Below are 9045 nucleotides of genomic sequence, written 5' to 3' on the forward strand. Positions count from 1 at the left end.
GACACGCCGTTGCGGTGGTCGCAAACGCGAAGGCCATCGTGGAACATTTCGCGAAATGCGGCGCGCCGCGTCAGCGCTTCCGCTTGATCCCCAACATTCTCGATACCCGAGAATTCGATGAAGAAGCTCGGCGGGGGTTTCCTGGCAAGATCGCGTGGGAGCCGACTGAAACCATCATCAAGGTGGCCCGACTTGATCGAGAAAAGGATCACGAGACTTTCTTGCGCGCGGCGGCCCGCGTGTCGGCTCGACGCCCAACTGCTCAGTTTCTTCTCGCTGGGGATGGCGCTGAACGGGCTCGGCTTGAGCGATTGTGCCAAAAACTGGATCTGACCGGGCGCGTCTTTTTCCTCGGTGAAGTCACGGAAATTCCTGCACTTTTACGAACCGTTGCCATCGGCGCCCTCACGCCATCCCGGAATGAAGGCCTTTCCAACACGATCATGGAATACATGGCTGCGCGTTTGCCGATTGTGGCCACCGATGTGGGCGGAAATCGCGAATTGGTGGATCCGCCTCGAGGCGGCTTCCTTGTGGCTCCCGGCGACGATTCAGCGATTGCGGAGGCGCTGGTCCGGCTTCTTGAAGATCCTTTGCTGCGCGCCGACATGGGCGTGCATAACCGTGCGCGCGTTGAACGGGAGTTCCAGCCGGCCATCATAGCCGGCCATTTTTGCTCGCTATACGCGGATGTTTTGCGCGGAGCCGGCAGATGACGTCATGAGCAGGATTCGATCAACGTCTCGTTTTCCAACTGACTTTGCGGGGGGAAAGGCCGAAGAGATCGAGAGAACGTGCCACGCCGTAGGCGCCGTACAGAATGGCGAGGGCCGGAATCATGGTCCAGCGTTTGGCACGTGCGCATGTGCGCGCTGCAAGACTCAGGAGGAACAGCGGCAACGTCGCAATCAGCCATGCGGCGCGCGGGTGCCACCACGTGGCAATCGCCCCGCCAGCCATGAGAGCGAAAAGCGCCACGAAGATGAGGGTGAACAGCGGAGCGTTCCCGCCGATTTTCATGCCGCTTTTCCGGAAAATAGTTTGATACGCCCGGCGATTTGCATGCCATACCTGCTGTCGAAAGAATGCCCGCAGCGTCGCCGGTTCACCCAAGTGAACGGCCCTCATGGCTGGCAGGCCCCAGCAGGGAATGCCGGACATATGAGCGCGGAATACAAAATCCGTATCCTCACCGGTGGCGAGGGTTTCGTCAAATCCGCCGAGTTTTTCGGCCACCTCGCGGTGAAGGATCATGTTGCGGGTGGTGATCAGGCGGAACCCTTCGCGCTTGACGACCGGCTCTCCGGATTCATCTTCAAAAGCCGGGTTTTTATTCGTCCAATGGAGGTACCAGGCCTCCTGGACCCATGTTCGGGGGGTGGGTGGCTCCGCGGGCCAACCGAGTACCAGCGGTCGATGTTTCAGCATCAACGGCGCTGCGCGCGTCAGCCAGTCCGGCTGGATCAGGCAATCGGCATCCAGAAAGGCAATCCACTCGCCGCGCGCCTCCCGCAAACCTTCGTTGCGGCAAAGCGGGATCGATGCCCCGGGCAGGACAAATATACGTGAGAAGCCGAGGCGGGCGGCGAGTTCGGCAGTACCATCAGCGCTCCCGCCGTCGATGAGGAGGGTTTCGATTGAAAAGCCCGATGGAACGGACAAGCGGTCCAAATGAGTTTTTGACGCGGGAAGGGTTCTGGCTTCGTTCAGAGCGACGAGGATAAAGCTGACAACCATTGCGGCGTTTATAAATGGCTTTTTGTCAAGCGTCTACTCCCCTCCTGCGGTTTCGTGATCAGCGCGTATCTCGGTCACCCATCTAAGCATGCATATCGTCTTCCTCCTGCAGGACGTCTCTGCCCTTTATGGCGCGGAGCGGGCTACGCTTCTGCTGGCGCGTGGGCTTCGGGGGCGCGGCATGCGGGTCTCATTTGTGCTTCTGCACGAATCTCGTTTGGGGCCGCCCCCTTTGGCGCTCGCCAGGGCGCTGAACGACTTGAGGATCGATTATCACACGATTCCCGTGAGTGGGCGAATATCCGCCGCTGCGGTGCGCCGATGCCGCGAACTTTTTGAGCAGTCGAAAGGAACCATCCTGCATACAACCGGATACAAGGCTGTACTTCATGCCCTTCTGTGCGGCGTGCGCCCGCTCGTTGCGACGGTGCACGGCTGGCTTTTCCGTCGAGATTTGAAGGAGCGGTTTTACGAGTCCTTGGAGAAGTTTGCGCTTCGGCGGTTTGACGCCGTGATTTGTCTTTCGCGCTATTACGAAGAAAAGCTTTTGAAAGTCGGAATCGATCGAGGGCGCCTCTGGCGGATACCGACGGGGTATCCGACCGAAGATTTGCCCAGTGCATCCGCATGCGCCTGGCCGCCACCGGAACCGTTCACGGTATTGCATGTAGGCCGCTTCAGCGAGGAGAAAAATCATGACCTGCTGTTGCGCGCGGTTGCCCGCCTGGCAGGGGAAGGGCACCGCCTGCAGGTCCTATTGGCCGGAGAGGGCCCGCTTCGGCCGCAGGTTGAGCGGCGGATCCAGCAACTGGGTTTGGCGGAACAAGTCATATGCACGGGATATCAGCCCCTCTCCGAGTTGGTGCCGCGGGCCCATGCGCTCGTTCTATGTTCAACCATTGAGAATTTGCCGATGAGCCTGCTTGAGGCAATGGCCTGGAATCGGCCGGTTGTTGCCACGCGTGTGGGGGGTATTCCGGATCTTGTGGAGGATGGCCGCACGGGCTTTATGGTTGATGCGGGCAATGAATCCGCACTGGCTGAGGCGCTGCGCCGCTTGATGGCAGCGCCCGACGTGGCTGCGGAAATGGGCCGTGCTGGACGTAAGAAATTGGAATGCGAATTTTCGTTCGATCAGATGATTGAACGGCATTGTGCACTTTATACCGGTGTGCTCCGTCGTGCAGGTTGAGAGAGAAGACGCGAGGATATCCTTACTTTTTCGAGGGATCATCGCGCTCCTTTGTGCGGCGGTTTTGCTGTCGCTGGTTACCGCCTCCATCGTCTCTGTGCGGCGCCTGATGCAGTCCGGGATCCTCGGCGCCATTGCTGCTGCGGCGATTCTCGGTCTCTTGTTGCTGGGGATCAGACAGGCTATCCGATTGCCGCCAGCGGCATCGGATCGCGCTTTTCTTATTGGGTGGGCCGCAGTTGCGAGTTTTTTTCGTCTTCTTATCTGGTTGGCCACCCCCGACTATGAACAGACGGGAGATTGCGAATATATGCTGGACGCCATCCGACTTCTTGCTCGGGAAGGCTTCGGCGAGGAAACGATGCTTCAGTTGGCTGCCCGTTATTACGATGATTATCTGTGGGTGGGCCGCTCCCTGCCTTTTTTGTACCCGCTTGCGAAATTCTGGCCGGGCCAGGAGGTCGCAACGGCGCGGGCACTCAATTTGGTTCTATCGCTGGTTCACAACGGGATGGTTTTTGGGCTGGCGCGGCGTCTGTATGGGCGGCAAGCGGCGCGCGTTGCCTATGCAGTTGTCAGTTTGATCCCCATTCACTCCTGGCTGATTTTGGACTACACGCATCAATATTTGGGCGCGTTTCTGGTCTTAGCCGGTGTCTATCTGCTCGCGCGGGCGGCGGATGGAAATGCGGCGCCAGTAGTATGGCTGTGCGACGGATGGCTTTTGGGAACCATTTTATCGGCGCTGCATCTGCAAAGTGGAATCGACAAATTCATGCTGGTGGTCTCGGTCGTTGCGGTATTCTTTGGTGGACTAGGGTGGGGAGTGCGAGATCTGAGGTTTGCGCGCCTGGGCGTGATGTTGGGGGCGGCCATGCTGCTATATGCGCCGTTTTCTCTTTGGTTCAGCGGTTGGCTGAATCAGTATCGGCCCTATCGGATGAGCTCACACCCGATCAGTTTCACTGCACGCGGGTGGAATGTCGCGACGTGGGGCGAATACTACGGGGTATACGAACAAATCGACCGAGAGACCCCGTGGCCGGAGAAACAGGCGGCGATGAAAAGCCTGATTTTGTCGCAAATCGCGTATGAGCCGGCCAAAACGTTGATCGCTCTTCCCTTGTTGAAGGCTGCCAAGTTTTTCCTGGTCGGTTACGCAACCGCCATTGAACAGCAATTGGAACAGGCGGGCTACGGCGCGCTGCGTCAAGTGTTTCGGGGCATGCGCGTGGCCTTTGCACCCGCGTTTTTGGCGCTTGTAGCGGTGGGACTGTGGAAACGGGCGAGATCTCCGACGGCCATACCCGAGCATTTGCTCGTCGCGGCAGTCCCTCTTCTTTTCTGTGCCATTTATGTTGCGGTTGGTGAAACATCTCCGCGCTACTCGTTCCACGTCCAGGGAATACTCGCTATCCTAGCGGCTGCGGCATGGTCGTGCGGGAAACCCTCCTTGTCAGTCCGCTCGACAATCCGACTGTTCGGCGCGTGGTGGTCTTTGGTTTTGCTTATACAAGGGCTGGCAGCGTTGGTCATGCCGCGAATCATACGGGCGCTTGCGGAGGATCAACTCTACGTAAATGTACGCGTGCTGCGGCAGGGCGGCGGTCGCATGGAGTCAGCCGAGCCGACCGTCTTTACAGAGACGATTTCATGCCAAGATGGTCTGCACGCAACCGGTAGCAGCTTCAGACCACCGGCCGGTGCCACGCGCGTCACTCTGTTTTTGTGGCCGCTAGATCGCGCGTCTCTGGCCGGCGCGCGTATTCGTCTTCTTCAGGGCGATCGTGTGGTCTGGGAGCGCGAAGCCGATGGACTCTCTCGCGTGGTTCGAGTGGCCGTCCCCCTTGCTTCCTGGGGGTCGCCGCCGCTGATGATCGAGATTATCGACGGAACATGTTTATCGACATCGCCGCTATTGCGATGGGGGTACGCGCGATTCGAACGATAGACCGGCGTGGTCGAAGAAAGGCGAGGGCGCCTTTTTCAAAACGAGAATGTTTCTTTCAAGCCACCAGACAGAACCTTGCCTGCCGAACGCCCTGCGGAGGTAAGTCGTAGCTGCGTCATCGAGTGCGAAGCCGCGGGCTTCAAATTTCGCCTGCCAGTAGGAGCAGGGTTGCTCATTGATATGATCAACGCCGCCCTGTCCCGGTTGGGCGGCCGAGAACAGAATGAGGTCCGACAGCGCGATCAGGTTTTCAACCAGGGTGTCGGCAGCCGATTCGGGCAGGTGCTCGGCCACTTCAAAACAAATGGCCATCTCGTAACGGCGATCGGGACGGAGCGGCTTCGTCAGGTCGAATTGCTGAATTTTGGACCGGTCGATTTGCGCCCGCCGAATCGCAACCGCGCTGCCTTCATAGCCCTTGACCTCGAGACCGGCATTTTGGAAGTGGCGGAGGTAGACAGCGGATCCACATCCGACATCGACGATGGATTTTACCGGGAACCGAGCAAGGATGATGTCGACAACGTCTTTGGCGGAAGGCTCGGTCCAAGCCTCCTCGGCGGCGAAATAGCGGTCGTGATAAATGGCATCGATCGGCGATTTTCCACGGAGGCGGCATATCCATTTGACGAAGTTCAGCCATTGCTGATGAATGGATGCGACGATACGAAGCAGGCCCATCATGCGGAGCCAGCTCACGGCGTCATTGCGTAGACTCATCGAGGAGCTGTCCCTCCGAGCCAGCCGCCGGTGCGGTCGATCAAGTACAAGGGCCTTCGCTTCGTTTCGTCGAAAATTCGGCCCAGATACTCGCCGATGATGCCGAGCACAATCAGTTGAATTCCGCCGAAGAAAATGATCACTGCGATGGTTGAAGCCCAGCCGATGGGGGCGGCGGGATCCAGAATTTTTACGACGACAGCATAGCCGAGGTACACCATCCCGAGCAGAGCAGCCAGCACGCCCAGCAGGCTGGCAAGTCTTAGCGGGACCGATGAGAAGGAGATCATGCCATCGAAGGCAAGTTTCAGAAGTCGGCTGATGGTGTATTTGGTTTTACCCGCCGCGCGAGCGGCCCGATCGTAGGGGAATCCGATTTGCCTGAAACCCGCCCATCCTCGCAAGCCGCGGATGAAGCGATTATGCTCCGGCATGGCGTTGATCACATCCACGACACGGCGGTCCATCACGCAAAAATCCCCCGAGTCCAGCGGAATTTCAATATTGGCCATCTTTTTGAGCAGGCGGTAAAACGCCGCATAGGCAAAGCGGAGCAAGAGGCCCTCTTTTCGATTCTTTCGGACCCCATAGACAACATCGTAGCCAGCGCGCCATTTTTCGACCATGCCCGCAAGCGCTTCGAGTGGATCCTGCAGATCGGCATCGATGACGCCGATGACCTCGCCGGGAATGTGGGCCAGACCGGCCGTGACGGCCGTTTGGTGGCCGAAGTTTCTGGAAAACCGTAGATATGCGTACGCCGGCTGTCGTGAACAAGCCGCGCATAAGAGTTCCTCCGTGCGATCGCGGCTGCCGTCATCGACAAATAAAACCCGAATGGCATATGGCGCCTCCCCAATAAATTTCTCGAGAGCGGCTAGTAGTTTGGGAAGAACCTCCTCTTCGTTGTAACAGGGGATTACGATGCCGAGGGTGAAATGTTCCGGTCGCGTCGCGGTCATTTTATGGCCGGGATTTTTCGAACAACTCGCGGATAGCTTGTAGTTTGAGACGGGCATGCGTGTCAAACGAATGACGGGCTTCAATCTGTGCGCGGGCCTCCTGCGCAAGGCGTTCACGCAGCGCGTGATCTTTCAAAAGGCGATCCAGCGCGGCGTGCCATGCCGATACGTCGCCGGGCGGGACCAAAAGTCCCGTAATGCCATCTTGAATGTAGTCGACCGTACCCGCGACGCGCGTCGCGACAACGGGTTTGCCGAGCGACATCGCCTCAAGTGCGACAACCTGGCCGGTTGCCCGCCTCGTTTCGCGAAGGGGGATGGCGACGAGAGTGCATCGTCGAAGGTGGTCGAGATAGATGTCATAATTGACATCGCGAAGAATGGTGGCGTTCGGGATCTCCCCCGCGGGAATGTCATCGTGCCGCCCGCAGATGATCACAATTCGGCACTTCAGGCTGCGTACAGCGGCGATCAATGTGGGATAATCGCGGTGTGAGCGGCCGGCCGCAAGGATGAAGCCATCGTCGGTGTGCGATATCGGATGATCGGCCAGCGTGCTATTGATTGGAACGAACCGAATGCGATCTCGCGGAATGTCATAGCGCTCGGAGATAGAATCAATTTCGGCGCGGCTATTTGCGATCACGCCGAGCGCCCGTCGCGCGATTCGGCGGTAAAGCCGGTTTTTCAAATGCCAGACAGGACCGGCCCGTTCGTCGTCAAGAAACACCTCTGTCATGATCTGGAGGGACTCAGCGCCGATCAAAAGGCAGAAAAGCCCGTACAGCATCGATTCGCGGACGCCGAGGGTGAGTACCACATCATAGTGGGAACGCCTTCGGAACATGAGCCACGCTTGCTTCCACGCGGGTGGTTCGCGAACCAGCCCCCGTCCGTGCTCGGGATGAATGGAATCCACCTTTTCGCGCCAGACGGGGCTTTGCCAATACGCCTGGTTGGTCAGGATGCGAAGAGGGCGGCTTGCTAATTCGTTCGACATGCCTTCATGCTGAGGATTGTTCAGTCAAAAAGCAACGGATGCCAGTGGGGCAATAGCGGAATGGGTGACATCCGTCCTAAATCATCAAAGTGGAACAGCGCTGTCTGATGTGCGGCATCAATCTTATCCTCGCGAAAGAAGCTGCGCGTTTTAGCGAAGCGCTGCTTCGCATGAATGAACGTTTGGCGCATCGGGGACCTGATGGAGCGGGCATCGCCGTCTTCTCGAACTGTGTATTGGGGCACCGGCGACTGAGCATCATCGATCCGGAGGGCGGCCAACAGCCCATGTACGATGCCTCGGGCCAGCGTTGTGTCGTCTTTAATGGGGAAATTTACGGGTTTCGAGAAATTATTCCGCGCCTCAATTATCCGTTTCGGACTACGTGTGATACGGAAGTTTTACTGGCGCTGTACGACAAATACGGAAGCGGCATGATGGCCCATCTTCCGGGCATGTTCGCGTTCGCGATTTGGGATGAGCGCGAACAGCGTCTGTTTGCTGCGCGAGACCGGATGGGAGAAAAGCCTTTATATTACGCCCGCTTGCCGGACGGCGGGCTGGTGATGTCGTCTGAGGTCAAGGGCATTCTCGCGTCCGGGTTGGTCCGATCCTCTATCGATCTTGAGTCATTATCACACTATCTCATGTTTGGCTATTCGCCTCGGGGCCGTTCGATCTACCGAGATATCGATTCGCTGCCGCCGGCTCACACCCTGGAATGGAAAAATGGTTCGATCCGAATCGCCAGGTACTGGACGCCGCCTCCACCATCGGAACGCGTTGACGAGCGCGAGGCGATCGCGGAATTCAAGGCGAGACTGGACCGCGCGGTTCAAAAACAATTGGTGGCAGATGTTGAAGTGGCAGCGTTTCTGAGCGGCGGCCTCGACTCCAGCAGCGTTGTGCGATTGGCTTCCCGATACAATCCGGCTTTGCGCACGATTTCTTACGGCTTCGAGGAACCATTCTCTGAACTGCGCTATGCCCGAGAGGTGGCACGGCATTGCGGGACGTGTCACATCGAGGAACACGATGCCAACCAGGATATTCCATCACTGGTGCAACGCATGGCGGAGGTCTACGACGAACCTTTTTTCGACAGCTCTGCGGTCCCCACGTGGTTGATCTGTCGAAAGGCCGCCCGATACGTGAAGGTCGTGCTCACTGGCGATGGAGGCGACGAAATCGTGGGAGGCTACAATTTCTGGTACAAACCGATCATCGCGATGCACGAGCATTATCCTCGTCAGACGCGATGGAAGGATTTGCTTTATTTTTCCGCGCGGATCGCGCAACGGTTGGGCGTTACGACGCCCGCCATTGATCAATTTACACGCCTCTATGGCCTGCGCCGGCGCTGCAAAACCGTCCCTCGAGCGCACTGGTACCAGCAGCGCGTGTTTTCACCCTCCGATTTAGCCCGCTGGGGCCTTCCGGCAGTGCCTTTAGAGGAGGCGGACCGGTTTCCTGATAATCCGTC

Annotated in this window: 8 protein-coding genes; 4 read left to right on the forward strand and 4 right to left on the reverse strand. The window is 58.1% G+C overall.

The window, feature by feature from the left end; all coding sequences use genetic code 11:
- The coding region (locus NZ740_10620) for a glycosyltransferase (protein ID MCS6772453.1) at window positions 1-716 on the forward strand (716 nt) is incomplete at its 5' end.
- 19 nt (window positions 717-735) lie between these two features.
- On the opposite strand, the gene NZ740_10625 is transcribed toward NZ740_10620, so the two are convergent.
- The gene (locus tag NZ740_10625) at window positions 736-1737 is read right to left on the reverse strand and encodes a glycosyltransferase (protein MCS6772454.1); all 1002 of its coding nucleotides are present in this window, start codon (window positions 1735-1737) and stop codon (window positions 736-738) included.
- 88 nt (window positions 1738-1825) lie between these two features.
- Here NZ740_10625 and NZ740_10630 point away from each other — a divergent pair, with 88 nt between their 5' ends.
- Window positions 1826-2929, forward strand: a complete 1104-nt coding sequence (locus NZ740_10630) for a glycosyltransferase (protein MCS6772455.1) — start codon at window positions 1826-1828, stop codon at window positions 2927-2929.
- 64 nt (window positions 2930-2993) lie between these two features.
- A complete protein-coding gene (locus NZ740_10635; GenBank protein ID MCS6772456.1) occupies window positions 2994-4880 on the forward strand; it encodes a hypothetical protein in 1887 nt (628 codons plus the stop codon).
- On the opposite strand, the gene NZ740_10640 is transcribed toward NZ740_10635, so the two are convergent.
- Genes NZ740_10640 through NZ740_10650 form a run of 3 tightly spaced genes read right to left on the reverse strand, consistent with a single transcriptional unit; the run spans window position 4845 to window position 7562 of the window.
- Window positions 4845-5600, reverse strand: a complete 756-nt coding sequence (locus NZ740_10640) for a class I SAM-dependent methyltransferase (protein ID MCS6772457.1) — start codon at window positions 5598-5600, stop codon at window positions 4845-4847. The two genes, NZ740_10635 and NZ740_10640, sit on opposite strands and share 36 nt — an antisense overlap.
- On the reverse strand, window positions 5597-6562 hold the full coding sequence (locus NZ740_10645) for a glycosyltransferase family 2 protein (protein ID MCS6772458.1): 966 nt from the start codon (window positions 6560-6562) through the stop codon (window positions 5597-5599). Before NZ740_10645 ends, NZ740_10640 begins: the two co-directional genes overlap by 4 nt.
- Before the next feature lies 1 nt (window position 6563).
- Window positions 6564-7562 carry a glycosyltransferase family 4 protein gene (locus tag NZ740_10650; protein MCS6772459.1) on the reverse strand — a complete coding sequence of 333 codons (999 nt, stop codon included), beginning with the start codon at window positions 7560-7562 and terminating at the stop codon, window positions 6564-6566.
- A 170-nt stretch (window positions 7563-7732) separates the two neighbouring features.
- Between NZ740_10650 and asnB the strand changes: the two genes are divergently transcribed.
- Window positions 7733-9045 (forward strand): asparagine synthase (glutamine-hydrolyzing) (gene asnB, locus NZ740_10655; protein MCS6772460.1); only part of this gene is annotated, 1313 nt, incomplete at its 3' end.

The organism is Kiritimatiellia bacterium (genome assembly GCA_025054615.1).
GTDB lineage: Bacteria > Verrucomicrobiota > Kiritimatiellia > CAIVKH01 > CAIVKH01 > JANWZO01.

What these genes read in the sequence shown, in the direction of transcription:
- NZ740_10650 (MCS6772459.1), bottom strand. Translation starts at nt 7,562, where the DNA reads ATGTCGAACGAATTAGCAAGCCGCCCTCTTCGCATCCTGACCAACCAG.
- NZ740_10640 (MCS6772457.1), bottom strand. Translation starts at nt 5,600, where the DNA reads ATGAGTCTACGCAATGACGCCGTGAGCTGGCTCCGCATGATGGGCCTG.
- NZ740_10625 (MCS6772454.1), bottom strand. Translation starts at nt 1,737, where the DNA reads ATGGTTGTCAGCTTTATCCTCGTCGCTCTGAACGAAGCCAGAACCCTT.
- NZ740_10645 (MCS6772458.1), bottom strand. Translation starts at nt 6,562, where the DNA reads ATGACCGCGACGCGACCGGAACATTTCACCCTCGGCATCGTAATCCCC.
- NZ740_10630 (MCS6772455.1), top strand. Translation starts at nt 1,826, where the DNA reads ATGCATATCGTCTTCCTCCTGCAGGACGTCTCTGCCCTTTATGGCGCG.